The 22273-nt window shown below is 55.4% G+C and carries 21 protein-coding genes, 1 tRNA gene and 1 other RNA gene; 12 read left to right on the top strand and 11 right to left on the bottom strand.

Translation table 11 applies throughout. The annotated features are described in order from the left end of the window. Positions 1-11 precede the first annotated feature (11 nt). A tRNA-Ser gene (locus ABF824_RS08445) sits at positions 12-101 on the bottom strand. Positions 102-353: 252 nt separating this feature from the next. Here ABF824_RS08445 and ABF824_RS08450 point away from each other — a divergent pair. The 3 genes from ABF824_RS08450 to ABF824_RS08460 are packed head-to-tail and all read left to right on the top strand — an operon-like array spanning position 354 to position 2444. After that, a complete protein-coding gene (locus ABF824_RS08450) occupies positions 354-587 on the top strand; it encodes a helix-turn-helix domain-containing protein (RefSeq protein WP_415487999.1) in 234 nt (77 codons plus the stop codon). A gap of 13 nt (positions 588-600) precedes the next feature. Next, positions 601-2022 carry a hypothetical protein gene (locus ABF824_RS08455; protein ID WP_415488001.1) on the top strand — a complete coding sequence of 474 codons (1422 nt, stop codon included), beginning with the start codon at positions 601-603 and terminating at the stop codon, positions 2020-2022. 11 nt (positions 2023-2033) lie between these two features. Beyond that, entirely contained in the window at positions 2034-2444 is a 411-nt protein-coding gene (locus ABF824_RS08460; protein WP_415488003.1) for a hypothetical protein, read from the top strand. Positions 2445-2496: 52 nt separating this feature from the next. Here the strand turns inward: ABF824_RS08460 and folB are convergent, their stop codons facing one another. The 6 genes from folB to ffs form a co-directional block, all read right to left on the bottom strand. Then, a complete protein-coding gene (gene folB, locus ABF824_RS08465) occupies positions 2497-2895 on the bottom strand; it encodes a dihydroneopterin aldolase (RefSeq protein WP_415488005.1) in 399 nt (132 codons plus the stop codon). 4 nt (positions 2896-2899) lie between these two features. Beyond that, positions 2900-3715: an SDR family oxidoreductase gene (locus tag ABF824_RS08470; RefSeq protein WP_415488007.1), complete on the bottom strand. Its 816-nt coding sequence runs from the start codon at positions 3713-3715 to the stop codon at positions 2900-2902. Positions 3716-3726: 11 nt separating this feature from the next. After that, complete coding sequence (recR, locus tag ABF824_RS08475) at positions 3727-4320, bottom strand: recombination mediator RecR (RefSeq protein WP_415488009.1); 594 nt, start codon at positions 4318-4320, stop codon at positions 3727-3729. Between the two features lie 26 nt (positions 4321-4346). Further along, on the bottom strand, positions 4347-4670 hold the full coding sequence (locus tag ABF824_RS08480; RefSeq protein WP_415488011.1) for a YbaB/EbfC family nucleoid-associated protein: 324 nt from the start codon (positions 4668-4670) through the stop codon (positions 4347-4349). Between the two features lie 50 nt (positions 4671-4720). Then, the gene (locus tag ABF824_RS08485; RefSeq protein WP_415488013.1) at positions 4721-6655 is read right to left on the bottom strand and encodes a DNA polymerase III subunit gamma/tau; all 1935 of its coding nucleotides are present in this window, start codon (positions 6653-6655) and stop codon (positions 4721-4723) included. 73 nt (positions 6656-6728) lie between these two features. Beyond that, an RNA gene (gene ffs, locus ABF824_RS08490) (signal recognition particle sRNA small type) lies at positions 6729-6823 on the bottom strand. A 286-nt stretch (positions 6824-7109) separates the two neighbouring features. Here ffs and clpA point away from each other — a divergent pair. The 5 genes from clpA to ABF824_RS08515 all read left to right on the top strand — a co-directional run bounded on the left by clpA (position 7110) and on the right by ABF824_RS08515 (position 14146). After that, positions 7110-9467, top strand: a complete 2358-nt coding sequence (clpA, locus tag ABF824_RS08495) for an ATP-dependent Clp protease ATP-binding subunit ClpA (protein WP_415488015.1) — start codon at positions 7110-7112, stop codon at positions 9465-9467. A gap of 105 nt (positions 9468-9572) precedes the next feature. Next, on the top strand, positions 9573-10376 hold the full coding sequence (gene map / locus ABF824_RS08500; protein WP_415488047.1) for a type I methionyl aminopeptidase: 804 nt from the start codon (positions 9573-9575) through the stop codon (positions 10374-10376). Positions 10377-10419: 43 nt separating this feature from the next. Next, entirely contained in the window at positions 10420-12246 is a 1827-nt protein-coding gene (gene ggt, locus ABF824_RS08505) for a gamma-glutamyltransferase (protein ID WP_415488017.1), read from the top strand. 125 nt (positions 12247-12371) lie between these two features. Next, on the top strand, positions 12372-13613 hold the full coding sequence (locus ABF824_RS08510; protein ID WP_415488019.1) for an argininosuccinate synthase: 1242 nt from the start codon (positions 12372-12374) through the stop codon (positions 13611-13613). A 155-nt stretch (positions 13614-13768) separates the two neighbouring features. Further along, positions 13769-14146, top strand: a complete 378-nt coding sequence (locus tag ABF824_RS08515) for an FKBP-type peptidyl-prolyl cis-trans isomerase (protein WP_415488049.1) — start codon at positions 13769-13771, stop codon at positions 14144-14146. Between the two features lie 59 nt (positions 14147-14205). Here ABF824_RS08515 and ABF824_RS08520 read toward each other — a convergent pair whose 3' ends face one another. Then, the gene (locus tag ABF824_RS08520) at positions 14206-14496 is read right to left on the bottom strand and encodes a hypothetical protein (RefSeq protein WP_415488021.1); all 291 of its coding nucleotides are present in this window, start codon (positions 14494-14496) and stop codon (positions 14206-14208) included. 141 nt (positions 14497-14637) lie between these two features. Between ABF824_RS08520 and ABF824_RS08525 the strand changes: the two genes are divergently transcribed. Genes ABF824_RS08525 through ABF824_RS08535 form a run of 3 tightly spaced genes read left to right on the top strand, consistent with a single transcriptional unit; the run spans position 14638 to position 16625 of the window. Then, positions 14638-15069: a c-type cytochrome gene (locus ABF824_RS08525; protein ID WP_415488051.1), complete on the top strand. Its 432-nt coding sequence runs from the start codon at positions 14638-14640 to the stop codon at positions 15067-15069. 42 nt (positions 15070-15111) lie between these two features. Then, on the top strand, positions 15112-16107 hold the full coding sequence (gene trpS, locus ABF824_RS08530) for a tryptophan--tRNA ligase (RefSeq protein ID WP_415488023.1): 996 nt from the start codon (positions 15112-15114) through the stop codon (positions 16105-16107). 20 nt (positions 16108-16127) lie between these two features. Beyond that, entirely contained in the window at positions 16128-16625 is a 498-nt protein-coding gene (locus ABF824_RS08535; protein WP_415488025.1) for a CinA family protein, read from the top strand. Between the two features lie 32 nt (positions 16626-16657). On the opposite strand, the gene ABF824_RS08540 is transcribed toward ABF824_RS08535, so the two are convergent. The 3 genes from ABF824_RS08540 to ABF824_RS08550 all read right to left on the bottom strand — a co-directional run bounded on the left by ABF824_RS08540 (position 16658) and on the right by ABF824_RS08550 (position 19670). Continuing rightward, on the bottom strand, positions 16658-17671 hold the full coding sequence (locus tag ABF824_RS08540; protein WP_415488027.1) for a hypothetical protein: 1014 nt from the start codon (positions 17669-17671) through the stop codon (positions 16658-16660). Between the two features lie 31 nt (positions 17672-17702). Then, positions 17703-17945, bottom strand: a complete 243-nt coding sequence (locus ABF824_RS08545; RefSeq protein WP_415488029.1) for an acyl carrier protein — start codon at positions 17943-17945, stop codon at positions 17703-17705. A gap of 255 nt (positions 17946-18200) precedes the next feature. Beyond that, a complete protein-coding gene (locus ABF824_RS08550; protein WP_415488031.1) occupies positions 18201-19670 on the bottom strand; it encodes an MBOAT family O-acyltransferase in 1470 nt (489 codons plus the stop codon). A 496-nt stretch (positions 19671-20166) separates the two neighbouring features. Between ABF824_RS08550 and ABF824_RS08555 the strand changes: the two genes are divergently transcribed. Then, the gene (locus ABF824_RS08555) at positions 20167-22239 is read left to right on the top strand and encodes an AsmA family protein (RefSeq protein WP_415488033.1); all 2073 of its coding nucleotides are present in this window, start codon (positions 20167-20169) and stop codon (positions 22237-22239) included. Positions 22240-22273: the final 34 nt, after the last annotated feature.

Below are 22273 nucleotides of genomic sequence, written 5' to 3' on the forward strand. Positions count from 1 at the left end.
ATTCCGCTCTATGGCGGAAGGGGTGGGATTCGAACCCACGGTACGGTTACCCGCACGCCAGTTTTCAAGACTGGAGCCTTCAACCACTCGGCCACCCTTCCATCAAGCCCTGCGGCTTGCGCGGTTATGCTGCAAAACGCCCGCGAATGCAACACGCTATAACGGCATATCCTTTCACAGTCGTGAATGATTATTGCAGCAATCTGCAACGCTTCTTTCTCACTGTTTGTGACGCAATGATATCCGTCCGCAAAGAATGGCAAAGTATAAATTTCAATTAAAAAATCATCCGAATTTCCTGGCACGAACGTCTTGGGACATCGCATAAAGCCCGAGGTCGCCAGCATATAAGCATGTTCGACAAGGAATTTTCTGAAATGAAAAGCATTAAAGAAAGCGATATTAAATATATCAACATCGCTAAAACATGTCATCTTTACGGAATTGGTCGCACGTATTGTTACAAACTTCTTTCAGATGGAAGCATAAAAGCAAAAAAACTGGGAGGGCGCACTCTCGTCTCTGTAGATTCTCTCAATCAGTATTTCAAAACGCTGCCTGATTATAAATCCGGCAATGCGCTTTGAGGGAGAGACACTCATGGATCGCGTGATTGTTTATCCCGCTCAGATCATTGCCGAGACGGACACACTGATCGCACAGCGCAATACCGAACGCGCTGTCGGTCAGGTCATTGCCATGACGATGGGAGGACCGGGCCCTTTTGCGAGTGGCCTTGCCGCGACCTGTTCCGGCTCAGATCTGGTTGTCAATGTCGCAAGCGGACAGATCAACGAAAGCGCCGTGGCGGACGCCTCTGCCTATGGAACACTGCCTGCCGACAGCACAGTCATCATGCGTCAATATACGGCAGCGGCAGCGAGTTTTACACTCACAACCTCAACCGAAGCCCAAACATACTATATTTACGCCACGGTCGCGCTCACCGATAGCGGTACGGCCATGCTCCGTTATCTTGATGCATCGGATACAACGCGCACGCTTTCGGGTGAAACAGACACAGGACAACCCCAGCCGACCCAGCGCACAGCGACAGCGACACTCGCCATTTCCACGAGTGCGCCGCCAGCAGATGCGATCACGCTCTGGCGCGTTGATCTGCCAGCGAACGCAACGACAGTCACGCAGTCGATGATTTCGGCTGACAATGCGAATCTTTTCTATCCAAAGATTCCTGCCCTTGCTCCGAAAGACTCGCCCGCGTTCACAGGCACGCCAACTGCGCCTACACCCGCAATCGGAGATTCATCAACTCGCCTTGCAACAACAGCCTTTGTCACAAACTGGTCGGCAGCGAACCTTCTGCAGATCAACACGTATGAAGGCCCCACCGCATCGGCTGGAGGTTATGCCATCATCCAGCTTTCCATCCTCTCACGCACAAAATTCGCCATTATTGAACTCAGTGGCGGCGGTGGCGGCGGCGGCGGTGCACCAACCTGCGGCTCAACTGAAGGCAGCACTGGCGGAGGCGGCGGGGCTGGCGGTTATTGTCGCTTCCTTGTCGATGTGACGCAAATCCAGTGGCCGGTTACCGTTACACTCGGAGCCGGTGGGCGCGGAGGTCAGTCTTCCTCAACCGCCATGACCGGCAATAGCGGTGGCTCTGCTGCGTTCGGAAACATCGTTGTTGCAACAGGAGGTTCCGGTGGTCTCGTCGCCAAGGGGGGCGGTGTAGCGATCATCGGCGGCGCGGGAGCTGGGGGAGCGACACAGGTCGTCAGTTCAACCGGCATCACTGTTCTGAACAGTGCTGTTGGACAAAGCGGTTTTTCCGGACACGTCTCCGGTGTCTCGGAAAACTATTTCTTCGGTTACGGCGGCGCCGGGGGCGGACGCCCTCCCTATTACGCAGGCGGCTGGGAGTCCGGCTCGGGTGAAACTGGGAAACCGGGCGATCCCGGCGGTGGTGGCTCCGGCTCCTGCGTCGCACCCAGTGGAACATATCAGAATGGCGGCGATGGTGGTCCTGCGTGGATGACCGTTACGCAATATGGATAAGGCAATTTGAAATGAAGCATTTTTTCGAAGGTTGGGCCGGTCTTCTTCTGCCCGGATGGACTGAACTCACACTTGAGGGATACGCACGCGTTCCCGTCACTTTCATGGCGATCGGAGGCGGCAGCGAAACGCGTCCGGATGTCGATCTCGTTTTCCCTGCCCCACAGGCTGCCTATCCCGTCTGTGCAGGCATCGGCCTTTTCACCGCTTCCAGCGGCAATGACGGTCCGATCCTTTACTGGCAGTTCGCGCACTGGAATCAGACGGGACGCATCACATCCGTCATCATGCCTCAGCCTGAAGTCACGCTCCTTCTCGACCGCACTGTGTGCTGGCAGAACAATGCCGCAATCGGTCATACGGCAGCGGGGGGCACGGTTTATGTCGGACAGGATGTCACCCTGATCGACGGCCGGGACTAAATCCTTTGTCCTGCTCCAGAACCAGAGAATAAGGGCATGGAGCAGGACAGCCTCAATCTTCCGCCCACCGCTCGATTTCGACACCAACAGAATCCATGTCGGAAAATACATCGAGCTTTTCGACAGAAATACGAACAACCCTCACCCGAGCGTCTTTCATGACCTCAATGGCGATACGCTCGGCCAATGTTTCGACCAACTGCGTATGAGTCTCTGTCGCGAAACGACGAATGGTCAGAACGGCTTTTTCGTATGACACCGTACGACTGAGGTCATCAACGCCTTCTATCAATTCCCGACTATCATCCACGCCGAACGACACATTGATGCGCACGCGCTGCGTAACGCCCTGCTCGTGTGGAAAAACGCCGATATAAGCATCGACAATCATGTCACGGATAAAAAGCCGTCGCAGAGCCATCTCTGCAGGCCAAGGCGCAAGAATTGTCATCGCTCTATTCCTCGACCCTATGGCTGGAAGCGGGAGGGGCATAATACCACTGAAGATGCTGCGCACCATCCAGCGCCAGCATCTGGCCTGTCACGGAAGGCAGCATCAGGAAAGAAAGAAGTGCCCGCGCCACTTCGTCAGGGGACGTGCCCCGCCCCAGCGGCACGGATTCACATTGCTTCCGAAACTGCTCTTCGGTCTGTCGAGGACTTGGCAAAGCCGGTCCCGGTCCAATCGCGTTCACACGGATCTTTCGTGGGGCCAGCGCCAACGCCATGGTTTGTGTCAGCGTCCAGAGCGCGGATTTTGAAACCGTGTAGCTGACGAAATGAGGCGTCAACGACCAGACACGTTCATCAAGCATATTGAGCACCATCCCCTCCCTCTCAGAAGGTAAGAGACGGGCAAACTCCTGCATCAATACATACGGAGCACGAAGATTCGGCTCCAGATGCTCATCCCAGCTCTCCCGCGTGACCGTATTCCATTCGTCGCGATCAAAAGTGGAGGCATTGTTGACCAATACACCAACAGGCTGTCCCAGCAGTTCGGTTGCCCGCCCCACCATGCCGGTCACCTGCTCTTCATGAGCCAGATCGGCCTTCAGCAGGCAGCATCGCTGGCCCAGCGCCTCGATTTCCTGCTGCAACGCCAGCGCGGCGTCATCGCCGGAACGATAATGCACGGCAACGGCAAAGCCAGCACGGGCAAGAGTGATCACCATCGCACGACCAAGACGGAGCGCCCCACCTGTCACAAGCGCCGCCCGGGGAATTTTCGGACAGATCAGTGTTCCAGCCAGAGCAGCTTCGTCAGTCATGCATTCTTCTTTCATAACGGGCGACGGGCGCTTAAGGCAGCCGCCAGCGTGCCGTCATCCAGCACGTCCAGCGCTCCCCCCATCGGCACACCCTGTGCGACACGACTGACCGCCACTCCATAAGGAGCGATCTTTTCCTGCAACCAGTACATGGTTGTCGCGCCTTCGACAGTCGCGCCAAGTGCAAGAATCACTTCTCTGATCGAGCCATCTTTCAGACGACTGAACAGTGATTCCACATTCAGGTCTTCCGGTCCGACGCCCCTCAGTGCAGACAGCACGCCCCCCAGCACCTGATAGACTCCGCGATGCGCGCCTGCCCGCTCAAGGGCCCAGAGATCACTGACCTGCTCCACCACGCAGACCACGTCATGCAGACGGTCAGGGTCTGAACAGATGCGGCACGGGTCGTCGATATCAAGATTGCCACACACCGAGCATGTCTTGACCGACACAGCAGCGTTTTCCATCGCGCGCGCGAGAGGAAGCATTCTGCGCTGCGGATCACGCAGAAGCGCAAGCGCCACCCGACGTGCAGAACGCGGCCCCAGCCCCGGCAGTCGAGCAATCAAACCGATCAGATGATCGATATCGGCAACAGCCATTTATGATAAGACCGTCAGCGTCCGTGTCAGAACGGCAGCTTCAGTCCCGGCGGCAGATTGAGACCACCCGTGACCTTGCTCATTTCCTCGGACGCGGTCTTGTCCAGACGCGCCTTGGCATCCGCACAGGCTGCCACAATGAGATCCTGCAACATTTCCATTTCTGTCGGATCGGCCAGTTTCGGATCGATCGTGATGGCTTTCATGTCGCCCTTCCCACTGAGGGTAACGGTGACCATGCCAGCACCCGAGCTGCCCTGAATCTCGATTTTCTCGAGGCTCGACTGCATTTCTTCCATCTTTGCCTGCATCTGCGATGCCTGCTTCATCAGTCCGGCCAGATTTTTCATGGTCTTCAATCCTAACGTTTCACACAATGAGGCGACTGTCGCCTTCAATCTCAGTCGTTTTCTTCGGGATCGTAAAGATCCTGGTCAAGCCCTATCGCCGGAGAGCCGAATTCTTCGGGCGGCAGACCATAATGATCGTCCAGTGTCTGATCACGCACTTCTCCCAGTTCAGCATCGGGAAACGCGCCAAGGATAGCCTGCACCAAGGGATGCGCCGCCGAACGTCTGGTATGCAGCTGGATGATCTCCGCGCTCTGCTCAGCGAGCGTCGGCTCACCTTCGGCTTCGACAGCACGAACGGACCACTGATCCCCAAAGTGGGCGTGCAGAAGCGCCTGAACCCGCTTCGGCAAATCACCCGGAGCAGGATGCGCCACCCGGAATTCCACTACAGGGGGAGCGAACGTGACGAGATGCGCCGAATGGCGCAGATGACCATGCAGCGTCGCTTCACGGCAGTCTTTCACAAAAGCGACCAACTCGCGCCAACTGCGGGGCGGCTGTCTCGCTTCTGCGACGACAGCTTGGGGTTGCGCCTGAGGCAACGGCACCAGTTCGGCAGAAGGCGCGTCCTGACCACCCCACCGTTCATTGGCAACTTTTTTCCGCCAACCGCCATCATCACTCGCTGCAGCTTGCACGCCATTGGATGACGATTCGACAGCCGATCCGACCGACGGCGGGGAAGAACCACCATCCGTTACCTTCAGTTTCTTCAGCAACTCTTCCGGAGGCGGCAAGGTCGAAGCATGGCAGAGACGAATCAGCACCATTTCCGCTGCTTCACGCCGCAGCGGCGCGTCATCCACCTCGGAAATGCCCTTAAGAAGCATCTGCCAGAGCCGGGAAAGTGTCGAAAGTGAAAGACTGCCCGCAAACGCCGCACCGCGGGTCCGCTCCATCTCGGGCAGTTCGACTGTTTCTTCCAGTCCCCTCACTGTCTTAAGTCGTGTAACCGTATGGGTGAGTTCGGCCAGATCGCGCAGCATCAGGCCCGGATCATTGCCACGATCATAAAGAGAATTTGACAGGCCGATCGCTGCTGTCACATCCCCCCGCATGACCATCTCGAACAGGTCGAAAACCGCCGCCCGATCAGACAGGCCGAGCATCGCCGCGACACCCGCCTCCGTTACGCTGCCGTCGCCCGCTCCCTGTGCGATCGCCTGATCCAGCAGCGAAAGACCATCGCGCACCGAACCGTCGGCAGCGCGGGCAATAAGCTTCAGTCCTTCCGATTCGGCAGCAACATGCTCCTTCTCCACGATTTTCGTGAAAAACGTCAGCAGCTCGGACTGAGAGACGCGGCGGAGGTCAAACCGCTGGCAACGTGAGAGAACGGTAATCGGCACCTTCCGCAACTCGGTCGTCGCAAAGATGAACGTCACCTGCGGAGGCGGTTCCTCCAGTGTTTTCAGCAGCGCATTGAAGGCATTGCGGGACAGCATGTGCACTTCGTCAACGATGAAGACCTTCATGCGGCCCTGAATCGGACGAAAATGACAGGCCTCGATAATTTCGCGCACGTCATCCACGCCCGTGCGGGAAGCGGCATCCATTTCCAGCACATCGGGATGACGATCCGCGAGAATCGCCACGCAGTTGGAACAGACTCCGCAAGGATCTGCCGTTGGGCCTCCCTGCCCGTCCGGTCCGATGCAGTTCAGACCACGCGCGATGATCCGCGCCGTCGTCGTCTTACCCACTCCGCGCACGCCCGTCAGCATGAAAGCGTGCGCCACACGCCCAACAGCGAAGGCGTTGCGCAGCGTGCGGACGAGCGCATCCTGCCCGATCAGTTCATCAAGTTTGGCTGGACGATATTTGCGGGCGAGAACCCGATAACCGGGCGCAGAGGGAACAGATGTCTTGCTCTCTGGAACGGATCTGGGCGACTCGATGGGTTCAGGGTCGCCAAAGAAGCCACCACCTTCAGAAGGGGGCAACGGCAGATCGTCTTCTGCCTCTGTATCAATGTCTGGCATGGTTCTGACAAATCCGCTGAACTGACTGAGCGCGAACTCTTCTAGCGGACCAGGCTCTTCGATTCAAAGAAGAGTGAGAGACCCGCAACGACCCGAGCGAAACTTACTGCGGCTGCTTCCTTCCGGATCTGACCGGGTTGGCAAGGTGCCCGTCCGCCACGGATCTCCCGGGCGGAGCCTTATCACAACGGATGAGAGACGCAAAGCAACAAATCGCGGTGAGGACGCATCCCGGCCCCACATAACGGGTTTTAAACCTTCATGCGGTCAGATGGCCGTTCGACAGCACTTTTTCCCATTTTCTCCCGAGCACAAATGCCACGCCAATGAAATTTTTTCCTCACAGATGGGCCTTATGGCTGGCATTTCTCACGGAACCGCCCAAATATGACCGAGTAGGTACGCTTTTGAAGCGTTGCCGGCTGCGCCGAACGGCGAAAGGAGTGTCATAACCATGTTGTCACGCAATCTCGAACAGACGTTGCACCGGGCGCTGACGCTGGCGGGTGAGCGGCATCATGAGTATGCGACACTCGAGCATCTCCTGATTGCCCTCATTGATGACCCGGATGCCGTCACCGTCTTCCGGGCCTGTGGCGTCGACCTCGACAAGCTTCGCGGCGATCTGACCGAGTTTCTCGACAAGGATCTCGCTGGGCTCACGTCCGAGCGCCAGACGGAACCCAAACCCACGGCGGCTTTCCAGCGCGTCATCCAGCGGGCGGCGATTCACGTCCAGTCCACTGGCCGCGACGAAGTGACAGGCGCCAACGTGCTGGTGGCTCTCTTTGCCGAGCGCGAAAGCCACGCTGTCTATTTCCTTCAGCTTCAGGACATGACCCGTCTTGATGCGGTGAACTTCATCTCCCACGGCATCGCCAAGGCGCCTGACCGCTCCGTGCGTCGCAGCGCCAATGGGACGCCCTCCGCTTCCGCGGAGAAGGATGAGGGAGAACGGGAAGAAAAGACGCGCGGTTCCAGCAAGGCAGGCGATGCTCTGACCACCTACTGCGTCGATCTCAACAAGAAAGCCGCAGAAGGAAAGATCGATTCGCTGATTGGCCGCGAGGCCGAGGTGGAGCGCACGATCCAGATTCTGTGCCGCCGCACCAAGAACAACCCGCTCTATGTGGGCGATCCGGGCGTCGGCAAGACAGCCATTGCCGAAGGTCTGGCCAAGCGCATTGTCGAGGGCGACGTCCCGGAAGTTCTCCTGAACGCCACCATCTATTCGCTCGACATGGGCACGCTGCTGGCTGGCACGCGCTATCGCGGTGATTTCGAGGAACGGCTGAAAGCGGTCGTGACCGATCTTGAGCAGAATCCGGGCGGGATTCTGTTCATAGACGAAATTCACACTGTGATCGGTGCTGGTGCCACATCGGGTGGCGCCATGGATGCGTCCAATCTGCTGAAGCCCGCGCTGGCGGCTGGCACGCTCCGCTGCATCGGTTCGACGACCTACAAGGAATTCCGTCAGCACTTCGAGAAAGATCGCGCTCTCGTCCGTCGCTTCCAGAAGATCGACGTGGAAGAGCCGAACCTCGATGATGCCGTGAAGATTCTGCGCGGCCTCAAGACGAACTATGAGAAGCACCACAAGGTTCGCTACACGGATGACGCCATCCGCGCTGCGGTGGAGCTTTCCGCGAAATACATCCATGACCGGAAACTTCCGGACAAGGCCATCGACATCATTGATGAAGCTGGTGCATCCCGGATGCTTCTGCCTGAAAGCAAGCGTCGGAAAACCATCACACTGAAAGACGTGGAAGATACGATCGCCAAGATCGCACGCATCCCCGCCAAGACAGTGTCCGCCGACGACAAGGAAGTGCTGCGGGCTCTTGAGCGCGACCTGAAGAACATGGTGTTCGGACAGGACAAGGCGATCCAGACGCTCGCCGACGCCATCAAGCTGGCCCGCGCTGGTCTCCGCGATCCGGAAAAGCCGATCGGCAACTATCTGTTCTCCGGCCCCACCGGCGTCGGCAAAACGGAAGTGGCGCGTCAGCTTGCCACCACACTTGGCATCGAACTGATCCGCTTCGACATGTCCGAGTATATGGAGCGCCATTCGGTCTCCCGTCTGCTCGGCGCGCCTCCGGGCTATGTCGGTTTCGATCAGGGTGGTCTGCTGACAGATGCAGTCGATCAGCATCCGCATGCGGTCCTGCTGCTCGACGAAATCGAAAAGGCCCATCCGGACCTCTACAATGTTCTGTTGCAGGTCATGGATCATGGCCAGTTGACGGACCATAACGGCAAGACGGTCGATTTCCGCAACGTCATCCTCATCATGACGACGAACGCGGGCGCGGCCGATCTCAGCAAGGAGGCCATCGGCTTCGGACGTGACAGTCGCGAAGGTGAGGATGAAGAAGCCATCAAGCGCCTCTTCACACCAGAATTCCGCAACCGTCTCGATGCCATCATTCCGTTCGGCAACCTCCAGCCGGAGACTGTTGGCCGCGTGGTGGAGAAATTCGTGCTGCAACTGGAAGCCCAGCTTGCTGACCGCAATGTCACCATCGAGATGACTTCGGCTGCGAAGGAATGGCTTGCCGAACGTGGATACGATCGCCTGTATGGTGCGCGGCCGCTGGGACGGATCATTCAGAACGCGATCAAGAAGCCGTTGTCCGAAGAACTGCTGTTCGGGCACCTGACCAAAGGTGGCGCGGTCAAGATTTCCGTAAAGGACGGCGAACTGTCGTTTGAATATATGGAAAACGCGGCTCCCACATCTCCGGCACTGGAAACGCCGGAGGAAGGTGAGGAAAAGGCGGATTCAGACGGTATGCCTTCCTGACAGAACTTCTGAGCCACCCTATTTTTCCGGATAGGGTGGCTGCCTTGCCTTGACCCATCGGGCACGGCATGGTTTTCCGTCAAGGGCAGACCATGAGGAGAGATGATGGAAGGCAAATCAGTGCGCCACGGAGTTATTCTGCATAGCGAAGCAGATTTTGTCGGGCTTCGTGCAGCAGGGCGTCTCGCGGCGGAAACGCTGGACATGATCACCGAATACGTGCGCCCCGGCGTCACGACAGGTGAACTTGATACCATCATCCACGAATTCACGCTCAAGAATAACGCGACCCCCGCCACTCTGGGCTACAAGGGCTATCCGAAATCCTGCTGCATCTCGATCAACCATGTGGTGTGCCACGGCATTCCTGGGGAGCGTGTGTTACAGGACGGGGATATCCTCAATATCGACGTCACCTCCATTGTTGATGGCTGGTATGGCGACTCAAGCCGCATGTATGTTGCGGGCAAACCGTCCGTAAAAGCGAAAAAACTCATTGAAGTGACCTATGACTGCATGATGGCTGGCATTGAGCAGGTGCGCCCCGGCGCAACGCTGGGCGACATCGGCCACGCCATCCAGACGCTTGCAGAAAAGAACCGCTTCTCCGTCGTGCGGGACTTCTGTGGGCACGGGATTGGACGCACTTTCCACTCGGAGCCGCACATCCTTCATTACGGCAGACCCGGCGAAGGCATGAAGCTTGAAGCGGGCATGGTTTTCACCATTGAACCGATGATCAATATCGGTCGGCCAGAGGTCAAGATTCTGGATGATGGCTGGACCGCCGTGACGCGCGACCGTTCGCTGACCGCGCAGTTCGAACACATGCTGGGCGTCACCGAAACCGGCTATGAAATTTTCACTCTTTCGCCAAAGGGTTACACCCGACCGCCTTACGGCGCCTGATTAAGCGCCACCAGGCGGCCCCAACGGGCTGTTACATCACACAATGACAAAACGCAGGCAGACCAGCCATCTTCTCGCCGGGGCCTTCGCGCTGTTTCTGTGCTCAGGCCCATTACAAGCCCGGTCAACTGAAAGCGGATCAGGTGTTCCTGATCCGCTCGCCTATGGCGTGACGGGCCCCGTAACAGCTTCGCCCGCCCCCGTCCGGGGAAAACACGGAATGGTGGTGTCGGCCCAACATCTGGCTTCAGAAGTGGGGGCACGCATTCTCGCGGAAGGCGGCAATGCAGCGGACGCCGCCGTGGCTGTTGGGTATGCGCTCGCTGTCACCTATCCGGCCGCCGGAAACATCGGTGGCGGGGGCTTCATGGTTCTGCGCCCGCCCCATGGGCCATCCGTTTTCATCGATTTCCGTGAGAAAGCGCCGATCGCCGCCACCCCCACCATGTTTCAGGATGCGAATGGCAATGTCATTCCCAACCTTTCGACATCGGGATGGAAAGCTGTCGCGGTTCCCGGAACGGTTGCCGGTCTGGAATTTGTACGAAAGCATTGGGGCCGTCTTGCTCGTGAAAAGCTGATTGAACCGGCCATTCACCTTGCACGTGACGGGTTCATCCTTGAAGACGGGGATGTGCAACTACTGCGTCCGTTTGAAGCGGAGTTCGCCAAAAATCCTACTGTGCGTTCGATCTTTCTTCGACAGGATGGTCATTCCTTTCAGACGGGAGATCGTCTGATCCAAAAGGATCTGGCCAATACGCTCGATGAAATTGCCCAGCATGGTGAGGATGTTTTCTACAAAGGCCGCATTGCCAGACAGGTCGTCGATGCCAGTCGACAGCAGGGCGGCATTTTGCAGATGGCCGATTTCCAGCGCTATCAGCCCCGCATTCTCCCTCCCCTTGCCTGCTCCTATCGCGGATACCGTATAGACACCGCCCCACCACCCAGCGGAGGTGGTATCGCGCTGTGCGAAATGCTGACCATCCTATCCGGCTATGATCTCGGCTCGGAGGAATTACATGGCGCGACCGCGATGCGGCAGGAAATCGAGACAATGCGCCACGCTTATTCCGACAGGCGTGACCTCGGCGATCCCGCTTTTGTCGCCAACCCCATCAGTCACCTGACCGATCCGACCTACGCTTCGCAGATCCGCAAGGCACTCCCGGCGTCTGGCGCACTCGACTCCGACACCTTGCAGGCAGGATTGCCCGCTCCTCAGAAAAAGCCTGACACCAGCGCCTCCGACACCCATGAAAAACTGGAAACGACGCAGTATTCGGTGATGGATTCGTCGGGTTTCGCCATATCCACAACCTACACGCTGAATGGCTGGTTCGGCGCGCGGGTCATGGCCCCGGGCACCGGCTTTTTTCTGAACGACGAGATGGATGACTTCTCGATCAAGCCGGGCACGCCCAATATGTTCGGCATTATCGGCAGCGCGGCGAACGCCATTCAGCCGGGTAAGACGCCGCTTTCATCCATGACGCCGACGGTCGTTTCCCGCGCTGGCAAGACCGTGATGGTCATCGGCAGCCCGGGAGGCTCGCGCATTCCGACCATTGTGCTCTCCGTCATCACGAGCGTGATCGACTATCATCTCGACATCCAGCAGGCCATTGATCTGCCGCGCTTTCACGAACAATGGAAACCTTCCACCATTGAAGTCGAGGCTGGTGCAGTAAGCGCAGCGGTAGCCAAAACGCTGGAACAGCAGGGCTATATTCTGCATGAACATGCCGTGTGGGGCATGCCGGAAGGCATCGTCACCGGGAACCTTGCGCCAGCCGGTTCTGACCGCTCAAGCCTTTTCGGGGGCGTGGACCGTCGTCACCCGGGGGGTGCGGCAGTCGGAGAATAGTCCTGTTCCCTGTCCCTTGGGGCTGGTGCAAGCAGAAAGCCGATGCTACTCACCGCGTTGCCTGAAAGGGATGCTTCCGTTTCGGGCAACACAAGAATTTATCGCAGAGACTGGAGAACATTCGCATGGCCCCGGCCGACGGCAACCGACGCATCAAGAAGGTCGTTCTGGCGTATTCAGGCGGCCTCGACACGTCCGTCATTCTACGCTGGCTCCAGACCACGTATGGTTGTGAGGTCGTGACCTTCACTGCCGATCTCGGACAGGGCGAGGAACTTGAGCCGGCCCGCAAGAAGGCCGAGATGTTCGGCGTGAAGGAAATCTTCGTCGAGGATCTGCGCGAGACCTTCGTGAAGGATTTCGTGTTCCCGATGTTCCGGGCCAACACGCTCTACGAGGGCCAGTATCTTCTGGGCACCTCCATTGCCCGTCCACTGATCGCTCAGCGTCAGATCGAAATTGCCGAGCAGGTCGGTGCTGATGCCGTGGCTCATGGTGCGACAGGCAAGGGCAACGATCAGGTTCGTTTCGAACTGGCCTATTATGCGCTGAAGCCTGACATCAACGTGATTGCACCGTGGCGCGAGTGGGATCTGACGTCCCGCACCCGTCTTCTGGCCTTCGCGGAAGAGAATCAGATACCCGTTGCTCGTGACAAGCGCGGCGAAGCACCATTCTCTGTCGACGCAAATCTTCTGCACTCCTCATCCGAAGGCAAGGTGCTTGAAGATCCGGCTGTCGCGCCGGAAGAAATGGTGTTCCAGCGCACCATCTCGCCGGAAGCTGCCCCCGACAAGGCAACCGAGATCACCATTGACTTCGTCTCCGGCGATCCGGTGGCCATCAATGGCGAAGCTCTGTCTCCAGCTACCCTGCTGACCAAACTGAACGAGCTTGGCAAGGCAAACGGCATCGGTCGTCTCGATCTTGTCGAGAACCGTTTTGTCGGCATGAAGTCCCGCGGCATCTACGAGACACCGGGTGGCACCATCCTGCTGACGGCTCACCGCAGCATCGAATCCATTACGCTCGACCGCGAGGCCATGCACCTCAAGGACAGCCTGATGCCGAAATATGCGGAGATCATCTATAACGGCTTCTGGTTCTCGCCGGAGCGTCGGATGCTGCAGGCTCTGATCGATACATCGCAGCATTCCGTGACAGGCCGCGTGCGTCTGAAGCTCTACAAGGGTAATGTGATCTGCATTGGTCGTGAAAGTCCGAACAGCCTTTATGATACGCGGGTCGTTACATTTGAAGATGATGACGGCGCCTACAACCAGCAGGATGCTCAGGGTTTCATCAAGCTCAACGCCCTGCGTCTGCGCCTTGGCGGACAGATCGGTCGACGGGGTGGAGCGCTCTGACGCTCCCCTCCCAATCAGCAACGTTTTCTGAGAGGATCACTGTGATTTCTTCACTGACTTCGAAGCGTCTTTCCACTCTCCTACTGGGCGGTCTGCTCTGCCTTCCCGTGCTCGGATGCAGCCACGAGGATCCGGAACCGACGGCTGAAGAGATCATGAAGAAAGAGATCTCCCAACCGGGCGTGAAGGTTCTGCCGGATGGGCTGGCCTACAAGGTCCTCGCTTCCGGACCGAAAGATGGCCCCTCACCCCGCAAGGGTGACAGCATGATGCTCATCTATGAAGGTCGCCTGCCAGATGGGTCGATCTTCGACAGTTCCGATCAGCATGGACAGGGTGCCTACATGCGCATGCCGCTGGACGGTCTGGTGCCAGGCTGGATGGAAGCGCTGCCGATGATGCATGTCGGCGACACGTGGATGCTCTATGTCCCGGCCAAACTGGGTTATGCGCACCGCGAAATGGGGATCATCCCGGCCGATAGCCCTCTGATTTTCAAGATCCAGCTTCTGGGCGTCGAACACGCCGAATAACAGAAGACCCAACAAAAAGGCCGGGATAACTCCCGGCCTTTTTTATTGAATGCAGTCGTTCAATTCTTGCTCTGCTTTTTGCTCGCTGGCGTTTTCTTCGTCTTCTTTTCCGGGAACATCGCCTTACAGGCAGGGCTCAGCTTGTCACGTTTGGATTGAAGGCAAGCTGCGATCTTTTGTTCATTGGGAATAGCCAGCATACACAGCTTCAACGCATCGCCCTTACAGGCCGCAGTCTGCTCTTCCCGCGTCGCGGCGTGCAGAGGTGCAGAAAAAGTCGCAAGGATGGACAGGCCGACGACAGCGGCTGCGATATGACGAAAATTTCTGGAAGGGGCGAAGATGGTCAAAGGTGAATCCCTTTCTTCAATATGAAGCCTGACATGCAGATTTGATATCTGATGAAATCAAGGCCCGTCTTTGATCTGGCACATGTTCCAACTCATCATTTGCGGTAATGTTTGGCGATGCACAAAAAATTCATGCTGCTGATGTTGCTTCTGCCTCTTTTGGCTGGCTGTTCCAAACATAAAACCCCTCATCTGCTTTATGGTTCGAATTGTGGCATTTGCCATCATGGGGGTGACGGGATGGCAGGCTCTGTCCCACCGCTCTCCGGACGGATCGACCAAATTGCCTCATCACAGGAAGGACGAGCCTATCTGGCGGCCGTGCTGATGAATGGCGTCAGCGGGCCGATTATAGCCAGAGGCGGTCATTATCAGGCGGAAATGCCGCCATTTCGCTATCTCAAGGATCAGGAGGTGGCTGACATCCTGTCCTGGCTTTCGGAACAAGGCAGCATCAAACCTGCCCCCAAAATCAGAGCTGAAGACATTGCGGCTGCGCGTGAACACCGAATTTCAGCTGGAGACGTGGCTCTCATGCGTGACAAACTCGACAAGCTGCATCCTCTCCCCTGAAGATGTCTTGACCGACTGACGGAACCGCCGGAGAAAGCACACATGACACGCGTATTCTCCGGCATTCAGCCGACCGGCATTCCTCATCTGGGCAACTATCTCGGGGCGATCCGTAACTGGGTGGCACTACAGGCGGATCACGAGTGCATCTTCTGCCTCGTGGACCTGCACGCCATCACAGTATGGCAGAATCCAGCTGACCTGCGGGAACAGACACGGCAGCAGGCTGCCGTCCTGCTCGCCTCCGGCATTGACCCGGTCAAACATATTCTGTTCAACCAGTCCGCAGTCAGCGCTCATACGCGGCTCGGATGGATATTCAACTGCGTCTCCCGCCTCGGCTGGCTCAACCGCATGACCCAGTTCAAGGACAAGGCCGGCAAGGACCGGGAAAATCACTCCGCAGGCCTTTACGTATATCCGAATCTGATGGCTGCGGACATTCTTGCCTACAAGGCTGTACGCGTGCCAGTGGGCGACGACCAACGCCAGCATATCGAACTGGCGAACGATATTGCGAAGAAATTCAACCACGATTACGAAGTCGATTTCTTTCCGGAAATAGAAGCCTTCGTGCCGCCACAGGCAGCCCGCGTAATGAGCCTCCGCGATGGCACGAAGAAAATGTCCAAATCAGATCCATCAGCACAAAGCCGCATAGATCTGACCGATGATGCGGACACCATTGCTCTCAAACTGCGTCGGGCCAAAACCGATCCAGAGCCCCTTCCCTCCACTGTCGAAGGCCTTGCTGACCGCCCGGAAGCCCGCAACCTTGTCGGCCTTTATGCCGCTCTGGACGATCTCACACCTGAGCAGGTTTTGGCTCAACATGGTGGAGAAGGCTTCGGTCCGTTCAAAAAGGCGTTGACGGACGTTGCGGTTGCCCGCATCGAACCGATAGCTCAGGAAACTCGTCGGCTGCTTAACGATCTCGATCATCTGGATCAGGTGTTACGGAACGGTGCTGCCCGGGCAGAAACCATAGCCAATCCGATTGTCGATGAAGTGGAACGGATTGTCGGCTTTCTGAAATAACCTTTTCGGGAGAAACAGTGATGTCAGAGTCCCTGCCTGCTGAAGTGCTTGATGAAGCCGCCAATGTGGTTGCTGCACTAAAAGCGGCAGGATTGATGGTTGTCACTGCCGAAAGCTGCACGGGCGGATTGGTTGCCGCTGCTCTTACGGCGCATTCAGGATCATCTGCTGCGGTGACAGGTGGTTTCGTGACCTATTCTAACATCATGAAACAATCCTCTCTGGGTGTGCCAGCCACTATGCTCGCTGAATACGGCGCAGTCAGCGAACAGGTGGCCGCAGCCATGGCCGTAGGAGCCCTTATCCATGCCTCAGAAGCGGATATTGCCGTATCCCTGACCGGAATTGCCGGTCCGGATGGTGGCAGTGAAACAAAACCTGTTGGACTTGTCTGGTTTGGTCTGCAACGCCGAGGCAAGGCGCCCCATACGGAAAAACTGATATTGAACGGTGACCGAACAGAAGTACGGGCACAGGCAGTGATGCATGCATTAAGGTTAGTGCAGAACGCGATCTGAGTTTTCACTGCTTACACTGATCCGATACCCGTTTAAGGGACATTTGCTCCCCTAAGATGAGGGGAGTTACGCAAGACCTCACTCAGTGCTTCCGTGACCACAGGCACTGCCGACCATCGGATATGCACAGCATCGGTAAAAGCGCCTTCAGGGAGAGTGACCCGGCTTTCGAGATCAACTTCTTCTCCATACGACTGTGTAAAATCCTGTTTTATATGCTCGACGAGTTCGTGCCGCCTCTGGTGAGACGGATCGTACAGCTTTTCCCAAGCCTGCTTTACTGGCAGGAGCGCGACCACAAAACGCAGCCCTTTGTCCTTGGCTACCTGTTCCATATGATTGAGGGCATTGTAGCAAACAGGATCATAGGGAGGTAATGGGCCATCTCCCAGCGTCGTACGGCTAACTACGGTATTCAAGGGGCCATCCCCTGTAGATGTTATGACAAGTGGATCAAGCGGTATTTCATTACGACGCTGACTCGCCACACGATGAGCATTATGCTGTAGAGAAATCGGGTCAAAAAACTGAAAATAAAAACGCAGGGGAAAATATGTTTTATTTTTTCCAAAAACATATTCATCCGCAGCAGAAAGTGAAAATGGTGTCGACGACACATTACGACACAAAGTAAAATCCTGAGGCACAGCGAGCATTACTATCGTGCGAATACTTGAGTAATGCTTCAGGAGCCAATCGGTCGTGCTGGCTGTCTGGTTTGCTTTCTGACCACACAGGGCCCCATTAAAAATCCTTTGCTTTGGCAGGTCATGTTGCAAAAGAGCGCTATTCACACTACGCCACGCGACTGAAGAGCCAGTAATCAGCACTGTGGGAGAAATATCACTATTTTCGCGGAGAAATTTCAGTTTTTCATCAATACAAAGAGAGTTTGACAAAGGTGGCGGCGGTAAATTTCCTGTTCTTTTAAGAACAAATATCATCCCAACATAAAAAAACAATAATACACCTGCCCCTGCAAAAGCTCCCAAAGCATAATGCAGGGCTGATCGCACGGGTATATTTTCAGGCGAACGTTCATCCATTCTTGAATTTCCAACGCTGATATAGAGAAAGTTAACGAGCAGCCAGTTTTTCTCGAATAAGACTCTCGAAATTACCAACGTTATGGAGGCCTTCAAGCTCCGCTGTCCGAAATCGGACGCCGAACATTGCTTCTGCCGCTACTATAAGGCTTATATGTGTGTGACTATCCCAGTCGGGAATGTCTGCAGCCGTAGTCTCAGGATGAATGACGAGTCCTGGATCATCAAAAACATCCCTGAACAAATCCTGCAATTTTTTAGAAATATCAACCATAGATTTTTACCTTAATGAAAGAAGTAAGTAATTTTATAGAATTTTGACAATGCTGATCAATATTTCCTACCAAGAATATTCTCGCATCATCGGCAGCAGTTTTTTCTCACAACAACAGAACGGCATACTTCAGGCATATTAAATATTTTGAATCCCTACGGAATATCTCCCTGATTACACAAGAACTGCATGTGACCTATCAAAGTCTGCTCGACATAGGAAAAAATCAATCTTTACGATCCTTTTTGTTAAATCCTAGAATTGGAAATAAAGAAATTCTGTAGGTGCTGATGATAGCGCTCGCATAAGTGCCAGCGTTCCAACAAGTCCTGTCAAAACGCCAAACACAAAATTTGGTTTCCATTGCAGGATAGATAAATAATTTTCTTTCCGAACAGCGTCCACTTCCGGTTCCAGTGCAGTCCTGTAGCTGCGCATCCACTGTGAAGCATTGGGAAAACACCAGACGATCAGAAAAAGACACGTCAGAGAAACCACTTGTGTAGCGGTAATGCCTGAGAGTTCCGGTAAAGAGAGAGGATGGTAGCGAGAATGCCCTCCCATTCCCAACAGGATACGCCAAGCCGATGAAACGTCATGCGCCCGAAAAAAGATCAACCCAACAAGAACACAGAGAAATGTCGTGCACATTCCAATAAAAATCGTGAATGGATTCTCATGTGCCCTATAGGAAGATCGCATGGACTTGAGTGCATGCCACCCATGATTGATCGTAAGATAAATACCATGAAGCAGACCAAACACAATGAACTGCCAACCCGCACCGTGCCAGATCCCTGAGATGAACATGGTAAAGACAGTAGGGGCGGCAGTAATTGCAGCGAAAGCGCCCGGCGTTGTTTTTCCTCGCTTCGGCACAGGATGCCCATTTCGCATGCGTGTCCGTACAAGCGAAAGTGTCATCGGGTTATAAACATATGCGGTGAGAAAACGGGTCAACGTCATATGCCAACGCGACCAGAATTCAATAATATTACTGGCTTTAAAGGGACTATCAAAATTTGGCGGCAAACTGATCCCAAACAGAATCCCAAGTCCAATAGCCATGTCGGTATAACCAGAGAAATCGAAATAGATCTGCATGGCATAACTCAGCGCACCGCCCCACGCCTGAGCGAAAGAAGGAATCCCACCTTCACGCGCAAACTCGAAGACTGGACCAACATAGGTTCCGATCGGGTCTGCCAGAATGACCTTTTTAACCAACCCTATAAGAAACAAGGTCAGCCCCACAGTCAGGCGGCCTGCTTCCCCCCCTCCACTTAAAAGCTGATTGAATTGAGGGAGCATTTCCCGATGATGAGTGATAGGGCCCGCGATAAGATGCGGAAAAAACGAAATAAATAGAACGTAATCGAGAAAATTGTGTTCGACTGCCCGCCCATCATGAGCGTCGACCAGGTACGCTATTTGCTGAAATGTAAAAAACGAAATGGCCAGCGGCAAAATGATTGATGGAATTACAATACCACTACCCGAAACCTGATTGAATGCCTGAAAAAGAAACCCGGTATATTTATAATAAGCAAGAGCAATGACATTAAGGCCAATAGCCACAAACAGAAGCCATCTGGAAGGCTGGCGCGCAAGACGATTCCCAAAAATGAAATTCATCACGATGCTGACAAGAAAAATCGGCAGACAGGTGATATTCCACCATGAATAAAACAGAAGAGAGGCACAGGCGAGCCATCCAACTGCCATTCGACGCTGTTGAAATCTGGTAAGAAATACGAAGCCTATATACACAATTGGCAGAAAGAAGAGGATAAAAATGCGTGAATTAAATAGCATAGTTATTCTCATTTGCTAAAATGTTGTACTTTAATAATATGATAAATATTCCAGAATTTTATATCACGTTTCCGTTATATTTATAAATTCGCAATACAGTGAAACTTTGAACTTCGCCAATTTTACGATCCCGAAGTCGAACGTGGCAAAACTTTACCTTTCCGCGCCACCCTTGCGCGTGGACTCCCCAGCCCCACTTTATCCACAGTTTCTGAGGATGAACATGTGAGCAACCGTGTGGACAGCCGGTACAGACCTTGGGGACAAAGGCATAGAGGCCTCCTCCTTCCGACCATCAACACAACTCGTCAGGAAACCAGCACCTTCCCCCACCGTTAAAGTTTAGCCTTGCCAAACAAAGGCAGGCATAAGAGCAGATCCTTTTCACTTCTCGTTTCGGGTTCGCATGACAGATACAGGCTTTTTTCAGCGCCATAGGAAACTGACCATCGGCGTAAGCACGCCTGTCGTGTTGATTATCCTGCTCATTATTTTCTGGTCCTGGGACTGGTTCGTTCCCCTCATTAACCGGCAGGCCACCGCCGCTCTTGGCCGCAAGGTCACAATCGAGCACCTTCACGTCAAAGTGGGCTTCGTGCCCAAAATCACCGTCGATAACGTGCTGATCGAACAGCCGGATGCGTTCAAATCCGTCAAAACGCCCTTTTTCACGGCCGATCATGTGACGGTGCGCCTCCGCCTTCTGGCCTTACTTTTCCACGGCAAAACCGAACTGCCGCTCATAGCGCTCGATACCCCTCACGCGGATATCGAAGGACGGCTTAACGGGACCAACAACTACACATTCCCGTCCAGCAGCGATGCCAAGAAGGACGACAAAAAAGAATCGAGCTTCTCCCTTGCAGCCATTCGTGACTTCAGAATCAAGGACGGACTTGTCCACGTGCAGGATGCAAAACTCCGCACGGACATGACGGCCAAGATGCATACGACGCCCCCTACTTCCCAACAGAACCGGGGAACCATCGTTGTCGACGCGACAGGCCGTTATGCCGGACAGCCACTTGTCGGCCATTTCGTCGGTGGCGCGCTGTTGTCACTTCAGAACACCAAGGCGCCATACCCAGTCGACCTCGATGTTCGTAACGGCCACACGCGAGCCTTATTAAAAGGTACAGTTGACGATCTACTCGCGTTCAAAGGCACTCAGCTTTCGCTGCGTTTTTCCGGGCCGGACATGTCCCTGCTCTATCCCCTCACCGGCGTCCCCATTCCGCAGACACCGGCCTACAACATCGTCGGCAAGCTGAATTACGACCAGCAGCATATCAGCTTCGAGAATTTTACAGGCCACATGGGATCGAGCGATCTCTCAGGCACGATCAATGTTGATCCGCACCAGAAAGTGCCTTTTGTCGAAGCAGCCCTTCATTCCCACCGGGTGGATATAGAGGATCTCGGCGGCTTCATCGGTGCAAAACCCGGACCGACAACCTCCGCGGAGAAAAAGGCCGATGCAAAAGACCCCAATGTCCTGCCTGACACGCCCATCAACGTGCCCAAGCTGCGTGCGATTAACGCCCACGTGACCTACAAAGGCGACCGCATCGAAAACAAGCGACTGCCGCTGGACAACATTGATGCCGAGTTCAATGTGCAGGACGGCGCCATTGATCTGAAGCGCCTCAACTTCGGTGTCGGCAAAGGCACTCTGGCCAGCAGCGCCACGCTAACGCCCGCCAACGACAAGACGTTTGCCGTTAAAGCGAAAGTCGATTTCGTAAAGATCGATCTGGCGCACATCATGCGCACGACGACCGAGACCTCCGCCCAAGGTGGGATCATTGGCGGTCGCTTCAGTCTTGATTCGACAGGTAACTCGATTGCCTCGCTGATGGCGAACGGCAATGGCGGACTGACTCTCGTGCTGGTTCAGGGCGGTGAAATCTCCGCACTCCTGCCAGAAGCGCTCGGCCTGCAACTCGGAGAAGCCGTGCTGTCGGCGCTGGGACTACCGTCTCACACCAAAGTGGAATGTTTCGTGGCGGACATGCCGCTCAACAAAGGTGTGGCGAGCACGAAGTCGCTACTGCTCCGCACAGCCGACACCCGCACCCTCGGACGCGGCACCGTCAACTTCCGCACCAACACACTGGATTACTCCCTAACCACACGTTCCATCGGTTTCACCGTTCTGTCCTTTCCGGGAGCCTTCAACATTACTGGCTCTCTGAAATCACCCACAGTTCTGCCGGGAGCGGAAATTCTGGGGCGTGCAGCAGCAGCGACCGGTCTCGGGTTCGTTTTCCCACCGTTGGCATTGCTGCCCACCATTCAGTTCGGTGTCGGCAAGGGGTCTGCCTGTGAGCGGGCGCTTCAGGAAGTGAACGACAATCCGGCCTCCGGCCATGCGCCGGGTGGCACCGACGCCGGACAGAGCGGAAAGCCCAAAGTAACCGGCAAGCACATGTCCCCTGCGGAGGTTCGGGCCGCGTGGAAGAAGAAGCAAAAACACTAATGAAAGATTGACTTGCGGGAGCGGCGCGCCGAAA

The sequence above is a fragment of the Acetobacter sp. genome (assembly GCF_047721705.1).
Taxonomy (GTDB): domain Bacteria; phylum Pseudomonadota; class Alphaproteobacteria; order Acetobacterales; family Acetobacteraceae; genus Acetobacter.